Annotated in this window: 22 protein-coding genes and 1 tRNA gene; 5 read left to right on the top strand and 18 right to left on the bottom strand. The window is 56.8% G+C overall.

What is annotated here, in order from left to right; translation table 11 throughout:
* Positions 1-321 (top strand): hypothetical protein, encoded by a 321-nt coding sequence (locus ACR0EN_RS14280; protein ID WP_170395619.1) that lies wholly within the window; start codon positions 1-3, stop codon positions 319-321.
* Positions 322-326: 5 nt separating this feature from the next.
* Here ACR0EN_RS14280 and ACR0EN_RS14285 read toward each other — a convergent pair whose 3' ends face one another.
* Genes ACR0EN_RS14285 through pgsA form a run of 3 tightly spaced genes read right to left on the bottom strand, consistent with a single transcriptional unit; the run spans position 327 to position 1,689 of the window.
* Positions 327-770: a molybdenum cofactor biosynthesis protein MoaE gene (locus ACR0EN_RS14285; protein WP_480587337.1), complete on the bottom strand. Its 444-nt coding sequence runs from the start codon at positions 768-770 to the stop codon at positions 327-329.
* A 1-nt stretch (position 771) separates the two neighbouring features.
* Positions 772-1,017 (bottom strand): molybdopterin converting factor subunit 1, encoded by a 246-nt coding sequence (gene moaD / locus ACR0EN_RS14290; protein WP_170395615.1) that lies wholly within the window; start codon positions 1,015-1,017, stop codon positions 772-774.
* Positions 1,018-1,020: 3 nt separating this feature from the next.
* The gene (gene pgsA / locus ACR0EN_RS14295) at positions 1,021-1,689 is read right to left on the bottom strand and encodes a CDP-diacylglycerol--glycerol-3-phosphate 3-phosphatidyltransferase (RefSeq protein WP_170395613.1); all 669 of its coding nucleotides are present in this window, start codon (positions 1,687-1,689) and stop codon (positions 1,021-1,023) included.
* A gap of 190 nt (positions 1,690-1,879) precedes the next feature.
* On the opposite strand from pgsA, the gene ACR0EN_RS14300 reads away from it, so the two are divergent.
* Positions 1,880-2,764 (top strand): DMT family transporter, encoded by an 885-nt coding sequence (locus ACR0EN_RS14300; RefSeq protein ID WP_480587340.1) that lies wholly within the window; start codon positions 1,880-1,882, stop codon positions 2,762-2,764.
* Here ACR0EN_RS14300 and uvrC read toward each other — a convergent pair.
* The 7 genes from uvrC to ACR0EN_RS14335 all read right to left on the bottom strand — a co-directional run bounded on the left by uvrC (position 2,761) and on the right by ACR0EN_RS14335 (position 10,054).
* Positions 2,761-4,635 carry an excinuclease ABC subunit UvrC gene (gene uvrC, locus ACR0EN_RS14305; RefSeq protein ID WP_480587561.1) on the bottom strand — a complete coding sequence of 625 codons (1,875 nt, stop codon included), beginning with the start codon at positions 4,633-4,635 and terminating at the stop codon, positions 2,761-2,763. The two genes, ACR0EN_RS14300 and uvrC, sit on opposite strands and share 4 nt — an antisense overlap.
* Positions 4,636-4,925: 290 nt before the next feature.
* Positions 4,926-5,705, bottom strand: a complete 780-nt coding sequence (locus ACR0EN_RS14310) for an SDR family oxidoreductase (protein WP_170626212.1) — start codon at positions 5,703-5,705, stop codon at positions 4,926-4,928.
* A gap of 21 nt (positions 5,706-5,726) precedes the next feature.
* Positions 5,727-6,689 (bottom strand): calcium/sodium antiporter, encoded by a 963-nt coding sequence (locus ACR0EN_RS14315; protein WP_170395605.1) that lies wholly within the window; start codon positions 6,687-6,689, stop codon positions 5,727-5,729.
* A 168-nt stretch (positions 6,690-6,857) separates the two neighbouring features.
* Positions 6,858-7,655: a S49 family peptidase gene (locus ACR0EN_RS14320; RefSeq protein ID WP_170423599.1), complete on the bottom strand. Its 798-nt coding sequence runs from the start codon at positions 7,653-7,655 to the stop codon at positions 6,858-6,860.
* 104 nt (positions 7,656-7,759) lie between these two features.
* Entirely contained in the window at positions 7,760-8,521 is a 762-nt protein-coding gene (locus ACR0EN_RS14325) for an ABC transporter permease (RefSeq protein ID WP_170395601.1), read from the bottom strand.
* Positions 8,518-9,447 carry an ABC transporter ATP-binding protein gene (locus ACR0EN_RS14330; protein ID WP_170395599.1) on the bottom strand — a complete coding sequence of 310 codons (930 nt, stop codon included), beginning with the start codon at positions 9,445-9,447 and terminating at the stop codon, positions 8,518-8,520. Before ACR0EN_RS14330 ends, ACR0EN_RS14325 begins: the two co-directional genes overlap by 4 nt.
* 91 nt (positions 9,448-9,538) lie before the next feature.
* Complete coding sequence (locus ACR0EN_RS14335; protein WP_480587343.1) at positions 9,539-10,054, bottom strand: SRPBCC family protein; 516 nt, start codon at positions 10,052-10,054, stop codon at positions 9,539-9,541.
* 155 nt (positions 10,055-10,209) lie between these two features.
* Here ACR0EN_RS14335 and ACR0EN_RS14340 point away from each other — a divergent pair, with 155 nt between their 5' ends.
* Positions 10,210-11,304: a CaiB/BaiF CoA transferase family protein gene (locus ACR0EN_RS14340; protein WP_480587346.1), complete on the top strand. Its 1,095-nt coding sequence runs from the start codon at positions 10,210-10,212 to the stop codon at positions 11,302-11,304.
* Positions 11,305-11,362: 58 nt separating this feature from the next.
* On the opposite strand, the gene hemE is transcribed toward ACR0EN_RS14340, so the two are convergent.
* A complete protein-coding gene (gene hemE, locus ACR0EN_RS14345; RefSeq protein WP_170733532.1) occupies positions 11,363-12,397 on the bottom strand; it encodes a uroporphyrinogen decarboxylase in 1,035 nt (344 codons plus the stop codon).
* A 107-nt stretch (positions 12,398-12,504) separates the two neighbouring features.
* On the opposite strand from hemE, the gene hemC reads away from it, so the two are divergent.
* A complete protein-coding gene (gene hemC, locus ACR0EN_RS14350; RefSeq protein WP_170818555.1) occupies positions 12,505-13,461 on the top strand; it encodes a hydroxymethylbilane synthase in 957 nt (318 codons plus the stop codon).
* Positions 13,462-13,681: 220 nt separating this feature from the next.
* Here the strand turns inward: hemC and ACR0EN_RS14355 are convergent, their stop codons facing one another.
* Entirely contained in the window at positions 13,682-15,802 is a 2,121-nt protein-coding gene (locus tag ACR0EN_RS14355; RefSeq protein WP_480587349.1) for a CHASE2 domain-containing protein, read from the bottom strand.
* A 162-nt stretch (positions 15,803-15,964) separates the two neighbouring features.
* Positions 15,965-16,921 (bottom strand): FecR family protein, encoded by a 957-nt coding sequence (locus tag ACR0EN_RS14360; RefSeq protein WP_480587352.1) that lies wholly within the window; start codon positions 16,919-16,921, stop codon positions 15,965-15,967.
* 304 nt (positions 16,922-17,225) lie between these two features.
* Between ACR0EN_RS14360 and ACR0EN_RS14365 the strand changes: the two genes are divergently transcribed.
* Positions 17,226-17,315, top strand: a tRNA-Ser gene (locus tag ACR0EN_RS14365).
* Positions 17,316-17,650: 335 nt separating this feature from the next.
* On the opposite strand, the gene rplT is transcribed toward ACR0EN_RS14365, so the two are convergent.
* The 5 genes from rplT to pyk form a co-directional block, all read right to left on the bottom strand.
* Positions 17,651-18,016: a 50S ribosomal protein L20 gene (gene rplT, locus ACR0EN_RS14370; RefSeq protein WP_008756009.1), complete on the bottom strand. Its 366-nt coding sequence runs from the start codon at positions 18,014-18,016 to the stop codon at positions 17,651-17,653.
* 14 nt (positions 18,017-18,030) lie between these two features.
* The gene (rpmI, locus tag ACR0EN_RS14375) at positions 18,031-18,231 is read right to left on the bottom strand and encodes a 50S ribosomal protein L35 (RefSeq protein ID WP_010443552.1); all 201 of its coding nucleotides are present in this window, start codon (positions 18,229-18,231) and stop codon (positions 18,031-18,033) included.
* A 182-nt stretch (positions 18,232-18,413) separates the two neighbouring features.
* Positions 18,414-19,964 (bottom strand): alanine/glycine:cation symporter family protein, encoded by a 1,551-nt coding sequence (locus ACR0EN_RS14380; protein ID WP_170465878.1) that lies wholly within the window; start codon positions 19,962-19,964, stop codon positions 18,414-18,416.
* 14 nt (positions 19,965-19,978) lie between these two features.
* On the bottom strand, positions 19,979-20,416 hold the full coding sequence (locus ACR0EN_RS14385; protein ID WP_170395586.1) for a universal stress protein: 438 nt from the start codon (positions 20,414-20,416) through the stop codon (positions 19,979-19,981).
* A 243-nt stretch (positions 20,417-20,659) separates the two neighbouring features.
* Positions 20,660-22,105 (bottom strand): pyruvate kinase, encoded by a 1,446-nt coding sequence (gene pyk, locus ACR0EN_RS14390; protein ID WP_170395584.1) that lies wholly within the window; start codon positions 22,103-22,105, stop codon positions 20,660-20,662.
* Between the last annotated feature and the right edge of the window lie 32 nt (positions 22,106-22,137).

Raw genomic sequence — 22,137 nt, forward strand, 5'->3', positions numbered from 1 at the left:
TTGAACAGAACAGAATTCATCATCGCCACAGCCATTATCCTGTTCGCAGCTTTCTGCATGGGTTGGTTCGCCAACTGGCTGGCCCATCGGCTGTCCCGTGTTCGCCAAAGCGACGTGGCCGATCTTGACCGCATGAGTCAGGAACTGCACGAGGCCGAAGAAACACGCGATCAGGCCATCACATATTTGCAGCAGCGTGAGGCAGAGCTAACCAACCAGCTGACGCAAACCGAAGCCGAGTTGAATGCCGCAATGGAAGGGCTGCGCGCGGCGCGGCAGGAAGCCGAAGAGATGCGCGGGCGGATCAACAACGCAGACTAGGCACCCTACCAGCGGGTCAGCGCGTCTTCATCCTCGTCCTTAGCAGCCACCCATTCTGCTCCGGACGTGGTGATTTCCTTCTTCCAGAATGGCGCGCGAGACTTAAGGTAATCCATCAGATATTCCGCCGCCTCAAACGCATCTTTGCGGTGCGGTGCGGCGGTGGCCACCATCATGATACGGTCACCCGGAGCAAGCCTTCCGTGGCGGTGGATCACCAGAACGTTGCCCAGTGACCAACGGGCTTGCGCCTCTTCCGCGATCTTGGTTAGGGCGCGTTCGGTCATGCCAGGATAGTGCTCGATCTCCATCACATCCAGATCGCCCGAAGCCAGATCGCGCACAACGCCTGTGAAGGTCACGATGGCCCCGTTGGTATCGTCCCCGGCGGCAAAAGCGTTGGCTTCGGCCCCCAGATCGAACGGGGCCTGCTGCACGACGATCCGCATTCTAGCCACCCGTCATGGGAGGAAAGAATGCAACCTCGCGCACACCGGTCAGTGGGGCGTCAAAATCCGAAAGCTCTTGGTCCAGCGCCACGCGCAAGGCCGACAGATCGGCAAAGGCAGCAGCATATCGATCCTCACGCGCGCTCAGTTCCGCGACCAAATCGCTGACTGTTGCGGCCTCAGTTTCAATCTTCTCTTTCGGCAGGCCGATGCGTTCGCGCACCCAAGCGAAATACAGCACGTTCATCGGTTAGCTCTCCTTCAGGTGGGGCATGGCTTTACGTAGGTAGTCATAGCCCGTGATCAATGTCAGCGTCGCGGCAATCCAGAGCAGCCATAGCCCGATACGACCTGACCAGAACATGGCCTCAAGATGCCAGCGGATGTTGTTCAGGTCCTCGACCTGCCCTGCCAGAACCTGATCAATGGTTGTCGCATCCATGCCAAACGTGGCCATCACAAAATGGTGCTCGAATATCCCCTGCGAGAACAGGATCGCGATCGCTACCATCTGTGCCGTCGTTTTCCACTTGGCCAGCTTGGTGACCTTCAGGGTTCCGGCCACATCGCCCAGATACTCTCGCAAGCCTGAGACAAAGACTTCGCGAAACAGGATCACTGTCGCGGGCAGGACCAGCCATGGTGTCCAGTGTTCAGTCGAATAGCCCACCAATATCATCAGCGCGATTACCACCATTGCCTTGTCGGCAATGGGATCCAGCATGGCGCCAATCTTCGTTTCCTGTTTCCAGGCGCGCGCCAGATACCCGTCGAACCAATCGGTGATCGCCGCTGACAGGAACAGGATCAAAGCAAACCAATCCGCATAGGGACGGGTGAAATACAGAAACATCACGGCGAGACCGGGGGCCGCCACAAGGCGCAGTACAGTCAGAATATTCGGCAGGTTCCATTTCATGGCTTGGACCCTACATCGCCGGTTCAAGACAGAAAAGACAGGGTCTTAAAAAACTGACCCAACACAAGCGTTTGCTGTCTTAAAAGTCAAAGCGTCGCAGCGGTGGTTACATTACAGGTTTCATCTTGGCACTTGATCGCTTTGGCGTCAGATTGTCGGCTGGCCAACCAGACAACACCCCAGAGCTGATATGACACCGCATATTCAAACCGATCCCCGGTCAAATCTGATCGGCAGCGCCTGGATGGTCGCCGCAATGGCGCTGTTCGCGCTGGAGGATGCGCTGCTTAAGGCGGCTTCGGCGTCGATCCCGATCTGGCAGGTGCTTGTACTGTTCGGTGCGGGTGGTGCTGTGATCTATGCAGCGGTTGCCACAGTACGTAGCACGCGTCTGTTCCAGCCGGACGTGTTGTCGCGCCCAATGAAGGTGCGTGTGGTCTTCGAGATTCTTGGACGGTTGTTCTATGTATTGGCGATCGCGCTAACGCCACTGTCTTCGGCCACGGTGATCCTGCAGGCCACGCCACTGGTTGTCGTCGCAGGGGCCGCGTTGTTCTTTGGAGAATCCGTCGGCTGGCGGCGATGGAGTGCCATTTTGATCGGTCTTGTTGGCGTTGTGATCATCATCCAACCGACCGGAGACAGCTTCTCGGCCCTGTCAATCCTTGCCGTGCTGGGGATGCTCGGCTTTGCGGGGCGCGATCTGGCCAGCCGCGCCGCACCCGCAACACTGGGCACCGAAGTTCTGGGGTTCTATGGCTTCCTCTGCATCATTGTCGCGGGTTTGGCTTATCGATTCTGGGAAGGAACACCGCTGCAAACTCTGACGCCTAATGTCAGCCTGCACATGGGCGGGGCGATTGTGATGGGGGTCATGGCCTATGCCGCGCTGATGAAGGCGATGCGCACCGGCGAGGTCTCATCTGTGACGCCGTTTCGCTATTCGCGGCTGTTGTTCGGTATCGGCTTGGGCGTGGTGATGTTTGGCGAGCAATTGGATCAGACCATGTGGATCGGCTGCGGCCTCATCGTGGCGTCGGGCCTCTATATCCTTTGGCGGGGGCGAAAGGCCTAGCCCTTATCGTGGAAGAAGTCATAAACCTTCTGCGCCAACCCGGCTGAAATCCCCTCGACGGCTTTAAGATCCGCCAAATTGGCTCGGCTCACCGCTTTGGCGCTGCCGAAATGAGTCAGCAGGGCGCGTTTGCGCGCGGCCCCGACGCCGGGGATTTCGTCCAGTGGCGTTGCACCGACCGCCTTGGCGCGTTTCGCGCGATGGGTGCCGATGGCAAAGCGATGTGCCTCATCCCGCAAGCGCTGGATAAAGTACAATACGGGATCGTTGCGTTTCAGCGCAAAAGGGCGCTGCCCGATGCGATGGAATTCTTCCTTGCCGTGATCGCGATCGACACCCTTGGCGACACCGACCATCGGGATATCCTCGACCCCGTGCTGGGCCATGATCTCATTCACGGCGCTCACCTGCCCTGCACCACCGTCGATCAGCAGCAGATCGGGCCAATGCCCTTTGTCCCGATCCGGATCTTCCTTTTGTAGGCGCGTAAAACGGCGGGTCAGGACCTCTTTCATCATGCCGAAGTCATCGCCGGGGGTTAGATCATCGCCGCGGATGTTGAACTTGCGATAGGCGTTTTTCATGAACCCCTCTGGGCCCGCGACGATCATGCCACCCACGGCATTGGTGCCTTGAATGTGAGAGTTGTCGTAAACTTCGATCCGGTTCGGTGGCGCGTCCAGATCAAAGGCCTCGGCCACACCGCGTAGCAATTTGGCCTGCGTGGCACTTTCCGACATCCGCCGGGCCAGCGATTCACGTGCGTTGCGCAAGGCACCTGCGATCAGTTCCTGCTTTTCACCGCGTTGGGGCACCAGGATTTCCACCTTGCGTCCAGCTTTTTCCGACAATGCCTCCTGCATCAGATCGGCATTCTCGATCGCATCAGACAGGATCAACTGCCGGGGTGGTTCCTTATTGTCGTAGAATTGGCCCAGAAACGCTTCCATCGCCTCAGCCGGTGACACATCCGGGCCGACGCGCGGATAGAAATCGCGGTTACCCCAGTTCTGGTTGGCGCGGATGAAGAACACCTGAACGCAGGCTTGCCCGCTGTCCATGTAGAGACCAATGACGTCAGCCTCGGCCACGCCGCGCGGGTTGATGCCCTGAGACGTCTGCACCTGCGTCAGCGCCCGGATACGGTCGCGCAGACCGGCGGCCCGTTCGAACTCCATCGCCTCGGAGGCAGCCATCATCTGCGCGGCGAGATCTTCCTGCACTTTGGTAGATCGGCCTGACAGGAACCTTTCGGCATCCTTAACGCTTTCACGATAGTCGGCTTCCGAGATCAGTTCGACGCACGGTCCAGAACATCGCTTGATCTGATAGAGCAAACACGGCCGGGTCCGGCTATCGAACATGGAATCCGAACAGTTCCGCAGCAGGAACGCCTTTTGCAGCTGGTTCAGCGTCCTGTTCACCGCGCCTGCACTGGCGAAGGGGCCGAAATAAGCCCCCTTTTCTTTCTTCGCCCCTCGGTGCTTTTTGATCTGCGGAAAGGCATGATCCTTGGCGACCAGAATATTCGGGAAGCTTTTGTCATCCCGCAACAATACGTTGTATTTGGGCTTGAGCTGCTTGATCAGGTTCTGTTCCAGCAGCAGCGCCTCGGTCTCGGTCCGAGTGGTCAGAAACATCATCGAGGCAGTTGCGGCGATCATTTTCTCGATCCGACCCGAATGTCCCGGGCGGGTGTAGTTCGATACCCTCGCCTTCAGGTTTCGCGCTTTACCTACGTAAAGAACTCGGCTGTCCCCATCCAACATCCGATACACACCCGGCGAGCTGTCCAGCGTTTTCACATAACGCTGAATGCAGGCATAGCCGGTGGCTTGGGTCGGCGATTCGGAATCGGTACTGGCGGTCATGAGTCTGAGATATGATTCTCTGACCATGGCTGCAATCTTGTGCGCTTCAGATCAAGAGAAAACAAATCCACGACTTCTGTGGATAACTGTGCAGATAACTTTAGGGGCATCGTGATTTTCCCTTGAATCCTTGCCTATTCGTTGATCTGCACAAAAAATAGGCAGGAAATTATGGTATTGTTTTTAAACGATAAATTTGTTGATCTGAGACAAGTGTATGAAAATTAAGACATTTTTGTAACGTTCAGATAACAGGAACGAGAGCAGTGCAAAACTTGCAGCAGATTTACTTATTCTACACCAAGAACATCGGGTGTTTGCCAACCCAAATGTTGCCCACCATCGACGCAAAGAAGCTGCCCCGTAACGGCATGTGCATCCAGAAAGTATCCCAGCGCAGCAGTAATATCCGACGGGTTCGCGCCGCGCTCCAGAATCGTGTTCTGCCGCTGAGCGCTAAAATGAGCATCACTTTGGCGATGACCCTGCAGCGTTGGACCGGGGCCGATCGCGTTCACACGGATTGCGGGTGTCAGAGCCTGCGCTGCAGTCCGGGTCAAGGCCCACAACCCCATCTTGGCAATCGTGTATGACATGAACTCAGGCGTCAGTTTACGCACCCGCATATCCACCATGTTCACGATCAGCCCAATCGCCAGAGGCTCTCCCTGATCATCAAGCTCCGGCTGCAACCCCTGCTCGGCCATGGCTTGGGTCAGTACGAATGGTGCGCGCAGATTGCTGTCGAGATGCCGATCCCAGCTTTGGCGGGTAGCTGTGTGTATATTGTCATACTCAAATATCGATGCATTGTTGACCAGACAGGTGATCGGACCACCCAGCGCCTCAGCTGCACGCGGCAGCAATGAGCTGACTTGCCCCTCATCAAGCAGATCGGCCTGCAGCGCAACTGACCTTCGGCCCAGCGCCTGAACCTCATCAACCGTTTCACGCGCGGCCTGATCCGAACTGGAATAGTGCACAGCGACATCCATGCCGCGCTGCGCCAAATACAGCGCCATGGCACGACCAAGGCGTTTACCGGCACCGGTCACCAATGCTCGGGTCATGGGCTCATTCTCCTCGTCAGGTCAGGCTAACAGGCTTGCAACATAGATCACATAGAGCGCTGTCAAGATCAGGCCCCAGACGCGTGTGATATCTTTCTTGAAGAACACAAAAGGAACCAACAAGAGCGACGCGCCGAGCATCACCCACAGATCGAAACGCAGGAATTCAGGATCGACGGGAATACGCCCAAACAAGGTCGTAATGCCGACAATGGCCAGCAGATTGAACATGTTCGATCCGATGACGTTACCCAGTGCCACATCCGCTTGTCGCCTCAGGGCAGCCATGACGGTTGTCGACAGTTCCGGCAGGGACGTACCCACCGCGATCAGCGTAAGGCCGATCACTGTTTCGCTCACACCGTAGTTCCGGGCAATGACGGTCGCATTTTCGACCAGCAGATGCGCACCCATTGGCAGGCCGATCAAGCCGAGGATCAGGTAGATCGCCACCTTCCAATAGGGCATGTCAGGATCTGCTTCCTCAAGACCCTCAAGCTCGTCCTCATCGGCACATGCTTCACCACAGGCTTTACGGTGCGCATGTGCTTCGCGAAACGCGTTGCCGAGGATCAAAGCCAACGCAGCCAGCAAAATTGCCCCGCTGAGCAGATTAAAGACCCCGCAAAAAGCCAACCCGATAAATAACACCGACGCCAGAAGCATGAAGATGTAGTTCTTGCGGCTGTCGCACTCACTTGTGTGCAAGGTCGCCAGAAGCGCGGGCAATCCCAGAACCAGCAAGATATTCGCTGTATTCGAGCCCACCACGTTACCCAACGCAATGCCCGGCGCGTTTTCCTTGATGGCGCTGATTGCAATCAGCAGCTCAGGGGCCGAAGTTCCAAAGGCAACTATTGTCAGGCTGACGATCAGGGCGGGAACCCCCAACCGCAGGCTGAGGTTCACGGCCCCACGCACCAGCGCGTCACCTGCCAACAACAGGATCAGCAGCCCGAGGCCGGAGAACAGCCATGCCGTCATCCACGGCCTCCTTCTTCGCAAGGACACGGGCCTTTGCCGATCCTAAACCGCCCACAACGCGGACATTTCGCAGAACTCAATCGTTTCTGTCCAGGAAAGCGTAGCTTGCCGAACATCGCCAGAACGCCCATGGCGATCAGGAACAAGGTGACTGCTTTGATGATCACTCTACAACCCGAAACGCGCGTAGGCAGCGCGCTCCTCAATACCGGCTATGGCATCCTGCGCCAGCGTCGCGCCGAAGCGCGACCAGATCGGTTTGCGCAGGCCATAGCGGCGGAACCTGACTTTGTCGCCAAACTTCTCCTGCATCTTGGGCTTCAGATGGGCAATACCATCAATCAAGCCCAGCTGTTGCGCGCGACGGGCCAGCCAGACCTCGCCATTGAACAGATCAGCGCTGCTGTCCAGCTTGCCGTCCCGGCGAGATTTCACATGGGTTATGAAATTCTCGTGGATATCGCCCAGCAGCACTTTGAGCCGTGCAATGTCTTCTTTCTTTTCCGGAGCAAACGGGTCGAGCATTGATTTCGACTGACCCGCAGTATGTACGCGTCGTTCAAAGCCCTGACGTGCCAGAAAAACATGCGCGCCAAATCCCGACGATATCACGCCGATCGACCCCAGAACCGAACTGTCATCGGCCCAAATCTCATCCGCTGAAACCGCCAACCAATATCCACCCGAAGCCGCCACGTCTTCGACGAAAGCGTAAACAGGGATCTTAAGCTCTTCCGCCAGTCGCTGGATACGCGCACCGATCAATGAGCTTTGAACGGGGGAGCCGCCCGGCGAATTGATCTCCAGCGCGACCGCAGCGGGCTTGCCCTTGCGAAAGGCTTTCTCCAACACCGGTGCCAGAGCGGTCGCGTTCATCGACCCTCGCCCGGCCATTCCAATGGCACCGGACAGGCGAACAACGGCCACAAGTGGCGGCTTTTTCATGAAGGGCAGGCTGAGTTTCATGGAAGCCGATGTAGAGCGCGCCGGAGCCGTAAACAAGAGACCCGAAGCGCCATAAACGCGACGTGAACCAATTTCACACACCTGATGGGCAAAAATGCAACGCCCTAGCTGCGGATGCGCCAACCGGTTTTGAAGATCCAGCCAATGATCGCGAGGCATATTCCGGTGAAGGCCAGTATGGCCAGAAGGCTCCAAAATATCGGGACATCTGCGATACCGTAGAATGACCAGCGGAACCCGGAAATCAGATAAACCACAGGGTTGAACAGAGTGATCGTCTGCCAAAGCGGAGGTAGCATCGAGATCGAGTAAAACGTCCCACCCAGAAAAATCAGGGGCGTCACAACAAGCTGGGGGACAAGCGACATCTGTTCAAAATTACCCGCCCAGATACCCACGATGAAACCCAGCAAGGAAAAGCTGAGGCAGGACAGGATGAGGAAAGCCGCCATGGCAAACGGGTGTTCAATGCGAATGTCCACAAAGAACGTCGCAGTGGCCAGAATGACAAGACCTACAAACAGTGCCTTAGTTGCGGCCGCGCCCACATAACCAATCACAATCTCGATGAAATTGATGGGGGCTGAAAGTAACTCATAAATCGTACCCAAGAATTTGGGAAAGTAGATGCCAAAGGACGCGTTCGAGATTGACAGCATCACTACGGACAACATGATCAGACCCGGCACAATGAAGGCCCCGTAGGACACGCCTTCAATCTCTTGAATGCGACTGCCGATGGCAGTGCCAAACACCACGAAATAAAGCGAGGTCGACAGGACCGGCGACAGAAAACTCTGCGCCAGTGTGCGAAAGAACCGGGCCATTTCAAACCGGTAGATGGCAGTAATAGCGGACCAGTTCATGCGGGTTCTCCGGACACGAGGTTGACGAAAATCTCTTCAAGGCTCGATTGCCGTGTCTGCACATCACGCAGCACTAGACCGGCCTGTGCAACATCATTGAGAAGAGTGGTGATGCCCGTGCGCTCGGCATTGGTGTCGTAAGTATAGATCAGCGCATCGCCTGCACCGTTGAGCGTCAGTTGATGATCGGACAGAACGTCGGGAACCGATAAAATAGGCTCGGTCAACATGACCTCAATCTGCTTTTTGCCCATCTGCGCCATCAATGTGTCTTTGTCCTGCACGAGCAAAAGCTCACCCTTGTCGATGACACCCACACGGTCGGCGATTGCCTCGGCTTCCTCGATGTAGTGAGTGGTCAGGATGATGGTGACACCAGCCTGCTTCAATTCGGCCACGATCTCCCACATGTCCTTACGTAGCTCGACATCTACGCCGGCGGTGGGTTCATCCAGAAACAGCACCCTTGGCTCATGCGCCAAGGCTTTCGCGATCAGCACACGTCGCTTCATGCCTCCGGATAGTTCCTTGATTGCGTTACGGCGTTTGTCCCATAGGGACAGCTTGCGCAGGATTTCCTCGATCCTAGCGTTGTCTCCGCTATGACCGAACAGCCCGCGCGAAAAGCGGACAGTGTTCCAGACCTTCTCGAACGGTTCCAGCGCGATTTCCTGCGGCACCAGCCCAATCATCTTGCGGGCTGCGCGGTACTCGGTCTGGATGTCATGGCCACCTACGGTGACCGAGCCCGAAGTCGGCGTGGTAATACCGCACACAGTCGAGATCAGCGTTGTTTTACCCGCCCCATTGGGGCCCAACAGCGCTAGAATCTCACCTTCTTCAATGTCCAGAGACACACCTTTCAGCGCCTCAAACCCATCGGCATAAGACTTCCGCAAATCCCGGATCGACAATATGGTCGTCATGCGTACCCTCGTTCTGACCCCGCAACCTATCGTGACGGACCATCGTCGAACAGTCCAATTCCGCACAGTGCCATGCGCGTGTGCGCAGGGTTCAGTCTCGTCCCGTCAGGCGACCTAGCCAGCCTGACTTGGTCTCTTTTTCGGCAGCGTCTTCTTGCGGTGGCGGACCTTCGAAATATTCTTGAAGATTGGCGAAAAACTGATCGGCCATCTTCTTGGCAAACCCATCAATCAGGCGGCTGCCCAGCTGAGCCAGTTTGCCACCCACCTTAGCCTCGACCTCGTAGGTCAGAAGGGTGCCACCAGCCTCGCTGGGCGCGAAGGTTACATCTGCGCTTCCCTTGGCAAAGCCTGCGGCGCCCCCCTTGCCCTCACCAGCGATGGTCAGGCGTTCAGGCTCAACCATGTCGGACATGGTCACAGTGCCTTTGAAAGTCGCCTTCACAGGGCCAACCTTTTGCACCACGGTCGCATTATACCCCTCGGTTGGATCGCCGGTAATCTCCTGCGCGCCGCTGATGCAGGCTTTCAATACTTCAGGGTCCAGCAACGCAGCGTAAACGGCGGCAGGCGGCGCCTGAATTTCACGGGTATCGCTTAACTGCATCTCTCAACCTCTTTTTAATCCTACGGCAGACCACAAAGACCTAGCCCTGAAACATCGATGCAGGCAACCAGTTTGCTCACACCAAGGCACTGGATCGGGATTCTTCGCTTGCATTCGCTCCGCCCAACAGAAACCCTGCGCCGCAGGAGGAAGACATGCTGCACGGCATACGCATCATCGAAATCGAAGGGCTGGGCCCAGCCCCCTTCGCGGCCATGCTGCTGGCGGATATGGGCGCCGATATCATCACCATCCATCGCAAAGGGTCCGCCGTCACTCCGGGTATGCCTGAACGTTCGCTGCTGGATCGCGGCAAACGATCAATTGCACTGGACCTCAAAGACCCGCAGGATCTTAGCGTTGCAAAACGGCTGATCGCAACGGCTGATGCGCTGATCGAGGGTTTTCGCCCCGGCGTGATGGAAAAGCTGGGGCTGGGGCCGGAAGACTGTCATCACCTGAACCCAAAGCTGGTCTATGGCCGAATGACAGGCTGGGGGCAGCATAGCCCACTTTCTGAGACAGCGGGCCATGATCTCAACTATATTGCCCTTTCAGGGGCTTTATCCTACGCGTCGCCGCCCGGCCAACCGCCTTTGACGCCCGCAACACTAGTCGGGGATATCGGCGGTGGTGCGATGTATCTGGTTGCAGGTCTGCTCGCCGGGCTTCTGAATGCCCGGAGCACAGGCAAAGGCACGGTGGTGGACGCCGCCATCTACGATGGCTCGGCACACATGATGAATTTGCTGATGAGCCTGCGCCAAACCGGCAACCTGTCCGACACCCGGGGTCAAAGCCTGCTTGACGGACCGCATTGGAGCCGAACCTACGCCTGCGCAGATGGCGGCTTCATCTCAGTTCAATGTCTGGAGCCAAAATTCTATGCTCACTTCCTGGACATCCTCGGGCTCAGCGATGACGCGGAATTCGCTCAGCAATATAACCATGCGACGTGGCCCAACCTGACGAAGCGGTTGAGCAAAATCTTTGCCGAGAAGCCGCGCGACGAATGGGCGGCGCTGTTTCAAGGCACGGACGCCTGCGTTGCGCCGGTTCTAAGTCCACAAGAAGCACGGGATCACCCTATGAATTCGGCTCGCCAAACATGGATCGACCACGACGAAACACGTCAAGCCGCAGCCGCTCCTAGATTCTCAACCTACAACTGGCAACCGCGGCCCAGCCCCAAACGCGGAGAGCATACAAATGAGATTTTGAACGAACTTCCTCCCGCTTCAACTGGCTAAAAATACCTCGGGGGTGAATTGGCCGCAGGCCAAGAGGGGGCTGCCCCCCTCGCCAGGCTTACCGCCCGCGCACCGTATCGATCATCAATTGAACGTTCTCAGGGTCCGCATCTGGCGTAATACCATGACCCAAATTGAAGATATGCGGTCCTTTTGAGAAGGCTTCGACAATCCGCCGCGTCTCATCGACAAGCGCTTGCCCGCCTGTCACCATATGCGATGAAGCCAGATTGCCCTGCACACACCCATCGACTTGCACATTCGCAGCAGCCCATTCGGGCGACACAGAATTGTCCAGCGCGACACAATCCACACCGGTGGCCTTGGCGAAACCGATGTAACCCTGATCCGCTTCGCGTGGGAAACCGATGACGGGAATGCCCGGATGGCGTGCCTTTATGGCAGCAGTAATCACGCGACAGGGTTCAACGGCGTATTTCTGAAACGCTTCGCCCTTCAATGATCCCGCCCAACTATCAAATATTTTGACAACCTCGGCCCCTGCCTCGATTTGGGCAGACAGGTATTCAATTGTCGCGGCCGTGATCCGATCCAACAGCGCCTCGAACAGCGCAGTGTTTTCTTCGCGCAGCGCATGGGCTGGCCCCTGATCCGGGGTGCCCCGTCCGGCGATCATGTAGGTAGCCACTGTCCAGGGCGCGCCTGCAAATCCGATCAGAGCTGTCTCAGAAGGAAGCTCACGCGAAAGAATACGCACGGTTTCATACACCGGAGAAAGCGTCTCATGAATTGCATCAACCGGCTTCAGCGCATCAAACTCCGACTCCCGTGTAATTGTCGAAAGGCGAGGACCTTCGCCGGTGACAAACCACAAATCCGCACCCAGCGCCTGCGGCACAAGCAGGATATCAGCAAACAGGATCGCGGCATCAAAGCCGTAGCGGCGAATGGGCTGAAGGGTGACTTCGGCGGCAAGCTCGGGGTTATAGCAAAGAGACAGGAAATCTCCGGCCTGCGCGCGCGTTGCACGATATTCAGGCAAATACCTCCCGGCCTGTCGCATCATCCAGATCGGCGGCACATCCTGCACTTCCCCCGCCAGCGCCCGTAGCAATTTCTTTGTCTCGGCCATTCGTGCCCCCAGTGTTCCGGTTTGGTGCAACGCGTCGGCCCTCAGTGGCAATTTGTCAAGCTCTGCCCCCATTGTCAGGGCAATGTGACGCGACTAAAGCTGTGCGCATGAGTCTGATATTGCCTACCCCCGCATCGCCTCTGAAAATCGGCACCCGTGGATCTCCGCTGGCGCTGGCACAGGCCTATGAAACCCGTCAGAGACTTGGCGCCGCTTTCGACCTGCCTGAGGACGCGTTTGAGATCGTGGTAATCAAGACCACCGGTGACAACCGCGCCATGATCGACGCGGACCGGCCACTGAAAGAGATTGGCAACAAGGGTCTGTTCACCAAGGAAATCGAAGAGGCGATGCTGAAAGGTGAGATCGACATCGCCGTACATTCGACCAAGGACATGCCCGTCGAACAGCCTGACGGGCTGGTGCTGGATACATTCCTGCCGCGCGAGGATGTGCGCGACGCGTTTATCTCGCCGACTCTGAGTTCGATTCACGATCTGCCAGAGGGCGCAGTTGTCGGGACTTCATCGTTGCGACGCCGGGCGCAGTTGCTGAATCGGCGGCCCGATCTGAAAGTGGTCGAGTTTCGCGGCAATGTTCAGACTCGCCTGAAGAAGCTGGCCGATGGCGTGGCCGATTGTACCTTTTTGGCCATGGCCGGATTGCGCCGCTTGGATATGAAAGACGTCCCCGCGACTGCCATATCACCTGATGACATGCTACCTGCCATTGCGCAGGGCACCATCGGCATTGAACGGCGCAGCGACGATAACCGCACCGCCGAGATGCTGACGGCGATTCATCATGTCGAAACAAGCCAACGCCTTGCGGCTGAACGCAGCCTGCTGGCCGGGCTGGATGGCTCATGCGAAACACCGATCGCCGGTCTGGCACAAGTCCAAGATGGCCAACTGCATCTGCGTGGAGAAGTTCTGCGCCCGGACGGTTCCGAGGCGATCAGCGAAGAGGCCACCGGGGCGCTCGAAGACGGCGCAAAACTGGGTCAGTCGATGGCTGCCTCTCTGCTGAAACAGGCCGGACCAGGGTTTTTCGACTGGCGCTAAGAAAAAATTTAAACAATTTCAGGGTAATGTGAACTTCTTCACTGTCTACCCTGCCGAATTCGTTAAATATGGGGACAGAAGGTCGATCTCGAATATATCGAAAGTTTTAGCCCGTGTTGTTTTAGATGGTATTCGAGGGGGCGAGATTGATACTTCCGGCGGGGCGCAGTTGATTTTCAACAGCGCCCCGTTCTCTTTTCCAAAGCATATGGCGAAGTACTTACTCTGCACCTTCGCGCAGACCATGATGATGACTAAACACCGGCTGCGCATGAAGCACCTCTGATCGGAAATCCGCCATGCGCCCCGGTAGCGCGCGATAGAATGATGCCAAACCTGGCTCAACCGCCATCGCATGCTTGGCACATTCCTTGCACAACCCAGCGACTACGGTCTGTGATTCCCGTGCGCGTATCGCCTCTAGTAGACCTATGTGTGCGGTCTGCAGCTTTTGAAACGATGCACTGCCTGCAACTTCTCGATCTCCGACCAGTACATAAACAGGCTCTGGCTCGCTTTTGCCTTTCAAATCCACGAAGCCCGCCTCTAGCAGCGCAAGATCAGAATTGGTGACACGGCGAATAGAGTCTGAGACCAGAATATCATAATCCACATGTCGGCAGTTTTGTTCGATCCGCGCTGCCACATTCACCACATCTCCGATTACTGTGTAATTGAACCGGCGCCGCGAGCCGATATTGCCTACGCAGGCGGCTCCGGTTGCGCAGCCTGTCGCCAGAGCGATGGGAGGACGCCCGCGCATGATGGGCAAAGTGTTGAACCTATCTAACGCGCCGCGCATCTTCAGCGCGGCCAAAGCAGCGCGGCACGGGTGATCATCCACGGGCAGCGGTGCATTCCAAAAAGCCATAACCGCATCGCCGATGAACTTGTCGATCGTTCCACGCTCGACCAGAATCTGATCCCCGATCTCTGAGAACAGCGCATTCAGCAAGGCCACCAGATCGGTGGCTGAAACAGACTCGGACAATGGCGTGAAGCCCCGAATGTCCGAAAACATCACCGTGATCTCCTGAGATTCACCTCCCAATTGCAGCTGATGCCCGTTGGCCTCCATCTCATCGAGGATTTCCGGTGCGACATAATGCGAGAAAGTCTGGCGGATCACCCGCTTCTCCCGCTCGGTCGAAACAAAGAGGTACCCGGCCAGAAGCCCGAAATTGGCCATACCTCCGGCCAAAGGGAAGGTCGCATCAAACAGAACCGACTGGTTCTGGAACGCCAACCAACTGATGGCAATCACGGCCGATGCGGCCACACCGCCTGCAGCAAAAGAAGCGACCGCCCCATAGTTGGACATGACCACTGTGACAACGACGCCCAGGATCACGAACGCCAGCAGCTCAAGTGCAGAGGTAACATCCGATCTGCTCAGCACATCGCCAAGGATGATCTGTTCGATAATCTGGGCGTGGATCGAAACACCGGGAACAGATTCACCCAGTGCCGTTTCTCGTATATCGAACAAGCCCGCCGCAGAGGTGCCGACCAGAATGATCCGTCCTTCTATCTCTGACTGAAGCGTTGGATCACTACCGCTGCGCATGACATCATCGGCCGACAGATAGAGGCCAGGATTGTCCCGCCTGTAACGCACCCAGATCTCGCCATTCTCGGTGGTCGGCAGCACAAAATCACCCAGACCAACCTCAAGCATGATGCCGATCTCGTCCTGCGATCCTTCGGCAAAATAAACGGATTCGCCCATGGCCACCCGCAGGGCTTCAACCCCAAGCGCAGGTAATACACCGTTGGGCCCGGACCAAAGCACAGGGACCCGTCGCACCACACCCAAACTTCCTTGGGGCGAAACATTAACACCCCCGATCCCGGCCGCTTCTTCCCCCAATGGCGGCGCCAGAGAGGTCCAGTGGGCAACGCTGACAAGGCCAGCTGCGGGGTTCTCTCCGATTTCGACTAACCCCGCCTTCGGTACAATGGCCGAACCGCTATCGGTTTGCCGGGCTGCCACACCCAGAACCACTGGCCATTTCGCAACTTCGTCCCCAAATCTGACGTCATTGTCCAGATCGATCGCGGCCTGATCCACCTGCAATAGTCCGGACAAGGTCGGGTCTTGCAACAGTCGCATCGGAGAGTATCGGTCGGGCTCGGCAAACAGCATATCAAAGGCAATCGCAGCGGCACCGTATTCGCCCAATCGTTCGACCATCTGACCCAACAGGGTACGAGGCCAAGGCCATTGGCCCCATTCTGCCAGAGACCTTTCATCAATATCCACCACGCGGACCGGCAGATCCGGGTTGTAGGCCCGTGGTGAAATCCGCTGCAGGATATCGAAGTAAATCAATCTGGACATTTGAACGGGATACGGATCCGCGACCCTAATGAAGCAGCCCATCAAGATCAGCCCCAAGCCTACAAGCCTGAATACTAATCGATGCCCAATTTTGTCTCTTATCTTACCCACCACGTTCACCTTCCAGGCGTAGGGGAACATGAAAATATATGTAACCTGATGCTACCAACCAGCTATCGCTGAAGCGTTACCTGCCGTCGCCGTTGCCCTGACACCCGATCCACCGCTATCTCCACTGGATGCGTTTACGGATGTTCTCGTTTCACCCGAGGCGCTTACACCTGCGCGCGCTGATGTCCCGGAACGCCCTTCGGCGCTGGCAGAGGCCCGGTCTGGCGCTTCGGATCGCCCGCTTTCGCGGGCCGCCGACACCTCAGAACGACCTTGTTCCGTTTGCCGCCGCGCTTCGCGCCGCTCTGGCCTTTCAGATTCAATCTTTGGGGCCTGAGCCTGTCTGCCCGAACACCCTTCGGCACTCACCCGAAACGGTGGCAGCAGTTGCGTTTGCGAGCGTATGAAGGGGAAACCACCTTTTAGCGCTTTGTCATACTGCTCCTGATCTATCGGGCGCCCCACCTGACCGCCCGAACCGGTCGCAAAGAGACTGCACTGTCGGCTTGCCGACCGGCACGACCCGCGTCGGCCGCACATCTGAACGGTGCCCTCGATAACCAGCATCGCGCTTTGGCTGCCGGATGTAATCCACATGTCAAATGTCGTTCCCCGCACGGCCATGGTGGCATCGGGCGTTTTGATCGAATAAGCGCGCTTTCTGCTTTTGCCCGAAATGAAACGGAAACTGCCGCCCAGCGCCTGCACGGTGAAGTTTTTTGCCTTCCGATTGCCTCGCAGCATCGAGACATCCAGGATCATTCGCGCGTTCGGACCAACCGCAATCTTGGTTTCATCTACGAACACCAATTGAACCACCCCTGATCTGTCGGTCGAAATAGTATCGCCTGAAACAACATCCATCCCTTCACGCAAGCGTATCTTTTTACCGGCCCGGATAATATCCGCGCCCGGTTTAGCACTGAGCACTTTTCCGATTGATGCGATGGCCGACGCAGGCAGCGTCGCTAGAACCAAGAAAACACAAAACAATTTCAACCAGGCCAAACCCAAGTCCCCTTCCCCCAAAAGGTACCTACCAGAGTGCCAAACACCCCACGCCCGATATCTGTCGCCTCAGAAAGCTAAATCTGAATAGTTATTAGAGCCTTAAAACTAGACAAATATGCGCCAGAACAGGTGGAGTTGGCAAGGTTTTGCATGTTTTTCAGCATTTCGGGGGTTTCGCACCCCTGCTTCCGGTAGCCCCAGCGCTCCTTCTTGTGGGTTTGATCATCGGTATTCAGAAAAATTTTCCAGACATAGAAAATCGCCTTGTATCTGGATGACAGGCAAGGATATACCGGCCGGCGGAGACGTGGCCGAGTGGTCGAAGGCGCTCCCCTGCTAAGGGAGTAGGCGGGAAACCGTCTCGAGGGTTCGAATCCCTTCGTCTCCGCCACCCATACCGGGCATCACCTGCGATGCCTGCCATGGTCTGAACGATCTCATAAAATCATCCCACTGAATTCACGACATTTCACGGGCGTTGCACACTACCATTTCTCAAGTCGGATTGGATCGGTCGCATCAACGATTGCACCCGGATGCTGGAGCAGCTTGGTGCGTCGTCTGCAGAGCAATTCTGCCCAGGATGTCGGAGGCGGTGAGATGTCTATCTTCGTCGCCCTAGAAAGCTCAATTTAGCAAGCTGGCGCAATCGACACCCGTTACGGATTCAGAAAAAAAGCCGTCCCAACTGGGACGGCCTTTCATTCACTGTCTCTCGAAAGAGGTTCAGGCAGCCAGCGCGGCCTGTGCTTTGGCGACGATCGCGCCGAACGCTTCCGGTTCGTGCACAGCCAAGTCGGCCAGAACTTTGCGGTCCACTTCGATACCGGCCAGGTTCAGGCCGTTAATGAAGCGGGAATATGTCAGTGCCTCGTCATGCGAACGGACAGCGGCGTTGATACGCTGGATCCACAGCGCGCGGAAGTTGCGCTTGCGGTTCTTGCGGTCGCGGGTTGCGTACTGGTTGGCCTTGTCTACGGCCTGACGGGCAACCTTGAAGGTGCTCTTGCGGCGGCCATAGTAACCTTTGGCAGCCTTGATGACCTTCTTGTGACGGGCGTGAGTTACGGTTCCACCTTTAACGCGGGACATCTCTTAATCTCCTCTTAGCGGTCGTAGGGCATGTAGCCCTTGACGATCTTGGCGTCGGGGGCGGACAGGGTGGTGTTGCCACGGGCGTCGCGGATGAATTTCTTGGTCCGCTTGATCATACCGTGCCGTTTGCCGGCCTGGCCAGCAAGGACCTTACCGGTCGCAGTCACCTTAAAGCGCTTTTTGGCGCTCGACTTTGTCTTCATCTTAGGCATTTCCGTCTCCTTTCGGGGTTCGGTTTCAAACGCGACTCGGCATGCCATCTCGGCCGGTCACGCGATCAGAAGCGCCGTTTACGCAAGTTCGGTCATACTGGCAAGGGGGTTTGGGCCAGAATCTGCGCTTTTTGCAGGCTGGCTAGGCACCGGGGCGACGCGCGCCGCCCCGGTGGTTTGGATTAATGTTCGAATTTGCGGATTTCACCGCTCTTCAAACGCTCTGCATAAGATGCCAGTTCCTGACGTACCACTTTCATCAGGAAGTAGAGCGCGAAGACGTTCACAACCGCCATGGCAAAGATCGCCGCATCCGAGAAGTCGATAACGGGGCCAAGGTTAGCCGCTGCACCGATGACTACGAAGATGCAGAAGATGACCTTGAACACCAGTTCCTTGGTGTGACCCTCACCGAACAGGTAGGTCCAGGCCTTGAGGCCGTAGTAGGACCAGCTGATCATGGTCGAGAAGGCGAACAGAACTACTGCGATTGCCAAAACGTAAGGGAACCAACTGAACGCGCTGCCAAAGGCGGCTGAAGTCAGGCTGACACCCGAGTTTCCGTCAACCGTTGCGATGGCATTACCGGCTTCGTTCAGCATATAGTTTCCGGTCTCCGGATCGACGATCAGCTGCTGGGTGATGATGATCACCAACGCGGTCATGGTACAGATTACGACCGTATCAATGAACGGCTCCAGCAGAGACACAAAGCCCTCGGTGATCGGTTCTTTGGTGCGAACCGCCGAGTGGGCAATCGCCGCAGAACCAACGCCCGCTTCGTTCGAGAACGCCGCACGCCGGAAGCCCTGGATCAATGCGCCGACCATACCGCCAGCAACACCAAGACCGGTGAAGGCTCCCGCGAAGATTTGGCCAAAGGCCCAACCGATCTGATCCGCGTTCATCAGGATGATCACCAGAGCCGCGGCCACATACATCACGCCCATGAAAGGAACGACTTTCTCAGTCACGCGCGCGATGGATTTCAGGCCACCCACGATCACTGCAAAGACGATGCCTGCAAAGACCAGGCCAGTGATCCAGCCCGGGTAATCTCCGACGATGCCTGCGATCTGCTGATGCGCCTGATTGGCCTGGAACATATTGCCCCCACCAAGCGCGCCAAGGATGCAGAAGATCGAGAACAGAACGGCCAGAATTTTGCCGCCCGGCAGGCCCAGTTCGTTGAACCCTTTCGACATATAATACATTGGGCCACCAGAAACGGTGCCGTCATCATATTCGTTGCGGTACTTTACACCCAGCGTACATTCGGTGAATTTCGACGCCATGCCCAACAGGCCTGCGACAATCATCCAGAAAGTTGCACCTGGCCCGCCGATACCGACGGCGACCGCAACACCAGCAATATTACCGAGGCCAACGGTACCGGACAGCGCCGTTGCCAGCGCCTGAAAGTGGCTAACTTCACCCGCATCATTGGGATCAGAATAGTCACCTTTCACAAGGCTGATCGCATGACCGAAGAAACGCAATTGTACAAAGGCAAAATAAAGCGTGAAGACGGTCGCGGCGATGACCAGCCAACCCACGATCCAAGGGAACCCGGTGCCCGGAAACGGGGCAAAAATAAAGCTGACGAAAGGCCCGGTGAAATCAGCAAAGGCCTGGTTGATTTTATCGTCCAACCCGACCGCCTCCTGTGCGGCAGTGGGGCTCGCAACCAGAGCGGCAAGTGCTGCCAGACTCAGTTTGTTCTGAATATTCATCATAATCTCTCCCCTCAGTTCACGACCGTAACCGGAACATCGGCGTGCATGACAAGGTTCTGGGTCGAACTGCCAAACAGGCGTTTTTTAAACCCATCTGCCGAGGCCCGACCCACAACGATCTGGGAGCCACCGTTTTCAACCGTGATTGCATTCAGCGTTTCCGCCACATCTCCGTGACGGACGATGCCGCGCGCCTCGAATCCTGCAGCCTTCAACGCTTCGACCGCTGGCTCGATGATCCGTGACGTAGCTAACGCAACCTCTTCTTCGCGCCGTTTGTGGCGCAGGGCGTTCTCTTCTGGTGTCTGGAATGTGAAAGGAGACCATTCGATGACGTAAACCGCCAGAAGCTCGCATGAACCGATACGCCCGGCCAAGTCTTTGGCAAAGGCGATCGCGCGTTCTCCGGTTTCTGTCCCGTCCAGTCCTATGACAATTTTCGTTGTCATGCCGTTCCTCCGTTATTGTTGCTTTGGCCGGGGCCCTCGCCCCCGGCAGGGCAGCCGGAACCTGGAACTTGCTTGAGTAGACCGCCCTAAGGGCAAGTATCCCGAAAAAACACGCAAAAACAGAGAGATTATTGCTGGATACAACCCTCAAACTTCTAAGGCACTGTAAATAAATATTATTATATGCCCAAATATTAGGCATACGCTTGGTATCAAACTGAAATTAGTAGTGGTGATCCGGGCTTAGCCCGGATCAGTGTTGTAGATCAGCCGTTCATCACAAGGGGCGATACGTAAGATGTTGGTGGTGCCAGGAACATTGAAAGGGACGCCGGCGGTGACCACAATCTGATCAGTCTCAGCGGCGAAACCACCCGAACGGGCGGCGCGAGCGGCGCTGACGACCGCACCTTTGAACCGCTCTTGTTCAGGGGTTAAGACGCAATGACAACCCCAGCTCAGGCAAAGCCTGCGGGCGGTGCCGGTGGCGGGGGTCATCGCGATGATAGGCACACCGGGACGCTCACGGGCGGTGAGCAAGGCGGTGGTCCCGCTTTGAGTGAAGCAGCAGATGGCTTTGATGTCAGTCTTTTCGGCAATCTCGCGTGCCGCAGCCACGATACCATCAGCGATGGTCGTACCCTTGGCGGTACGCGACGCGGCAATAATTTGAGTGTAGGTTGGGTCAGCTTCAACTTCGATGGCAACCTTGTTCATCGTCTGAACCGCCTCGATGGGATAAGAACCAGCAGCCGATTCAGCACTCAGCATGATTGCATCGGTACCCTCGTAGATCGCGGTGGCCACGTCTGAAACCTCGGCCCGTGTGGGCATTGGGCTTTCGATCATGCTTTCCAGCATCTGGGTTGCGACAATCACAGGCTTCGCGGCTGTACGGCATTTACGCACCAGACGTTTTTGGATCGGGGGGACTGCCGAAACAGGCAGTTCGACGCCCAGATCACCCCGCGCAACCATGATCCCGTCTGAGGCGTCAAGGATATCGTCAAAAGCTTCGACCGCAGCAGGTTTTTCGATCTTGGACAAGATCGATGCTCGGCCATCCGCCAGTGCGCGCGCCTCGAACACATCCTTGGCACGCTGAACGAAGCTCAGCGCCAACCAGTCCACACCCAGTTGGCAGACAAATTCCAGATCGTCGCGATCCTTGGCCGACAGCGCTGCCAATGGCAGCACCACGTCAGGCACGTTCACACCCTTGCGGTTCGAAATCGTGCCACCGACTTCGACCGTGCAATGTGCAAAATCCTGACCGCAATCCTGCACGATCAGACGAATCTTTCCGTCATTGACCAGCAGGCGCGCACCTGGCTCCAATGCGGCAAAAATTTCGGGATGTGGCAGGCAGACCCGGGTGATATCCCCGGCTGCCGGATCAAGATCCAGACGGAATGCGGCGCCCTCCTCCAGTTCTTCCGCATCATTTGCAAACACGCCAACGCGCAGCTTTGGCCCCTGCAGATCAGCCAGAATCGCGATCGGGCTTTCCAGATCCTTTTCGATCTGCCGGATTATACGGTGCCTCTCGCGAATCTCATCGTGGCTGCCATGGCTCATGTTCAGCCGGAATACATCGGCCCCGGCCTCATGCAGCGCACGGATGGTGTCATAGTCATTGGACGCCGGTCCCAGCGTCGCCACGATTTTCACATTTCTCAGGCGTCGCATTGATCAGGCTCTCCTCAAACGCGTAAATGTTA

Source organism: Ruegeria sp. AB7 (assembly GCF_056542625.1).